The sequence below is a fragment of the Lonepinella sp. BR2271 genome (genome assembly GCF_051851515.1).
Taxonomy (GTDB): domain Bacteria; phylum Pseudomonadota; class Gammaproteobacteria; order Enterobacterales; family Pasteurellaceae; genus Lonepinella.
Map to the genome: position 1 here is coordinate 1 of NZ_JBPDVF010000025.1, position 1,051 is coordinate 1,051.

The 1,051-nt window shown below is 50.6% G+C and carries 1 rRNA gene; it reads right to left on the bottom strand.

The window, feature by feature from the left end:
* A 16S ribosomal RNA gene (locus ACTG7X_RS11020) occupies positions 1-1,031 on the bottom strand; the annotation flags it as partial.
* Positions 1,032-1,051: the final 20 nt, after the last annotated feature.

The following is a 1,051-nucleotide window of genomic DNA, read 5'->3' on the forward strand; positions in this document are numbered from 1 at the left end:
TCCCGAAGGCACTTTTTCATCTCTGAAAAATTCTATGGATGTCAAGAGTAGGTAAGGTTCTTCGCGTTGCATCGAATTAAACCACATGCTCCACCGCTTGTGCGGGCCCCCGTCAATTCATTTGAGTTTTAACCTTGCGGCCGTACTCCCCAGGCGGTCGATTTATCACGTTTGCTACGGGCACCAGAGTTAAACCCCAATCCCCAAATCGACATCGTTTACAGCGTGGACTACCAGGGTATCTAATCCTGTTTGCTCCCCACGCTTTCGCACATGAGCGTCAGTATCTTCCCAAGGGGCTGCCTTCGCCTTCGGTATTCCTCCACATCTCTACGCATTTCACCGCTACACGTGGAATTCTACCCCTCCCTAAAGTACTCTAGTTATCCAGTCTAAAATGCAATTCCCAAGTTAAGCTCGGGGCTTTCACATCTTACTTAAATAACCGCCTGCGTGCCCTTTACGCCCAGTTATTCCGATTAACGCTCGCACCCTCCGTATTACCGCGGCTGCTGGCACGGAGTTAGCCGGTGCTTCTTCTGTGACTAACGTCAATGACTTAGTCTATTAAACTAAATCCCTTCCTCATCACCGAAAGAACTTTACAACCCGAAGGCCTTCTTCATTCACGCGGCATGGCTGCGTCAGGGTTCCCCCCATTGCGCAATATTCCCCACTGCTGCCTCCCGTAGGAGTCTGGACCGTGTCTCAGTTCCAGTGTGGCTGGTCATCCTCTCAGACCAGCTAGAGATCGTCGGCTTGGTAGGCCTTTACCCTACCAACTACCTAATCCCACTTGGGCTCATCCTATGGCATGTGGCCCGAAGGTCCCACACTTTAATCTTGCGATTTTACGCGGTATTAGCGACAGTTTCCCGTCGTTATCCCCCTCCATAAGCCAGATTCCCAAGCATTACTCACCCGTCCGCCACTCGTCAGCAAAGTGCAAGCACTTCCTGTTACCGTTCGACTTGCATGTGTTAAGCCTGCCGCCAGCGTTCAATCTGAGCCATGATCAAACTCTTCAATTTAAGTTCGATCGCTCAATAAA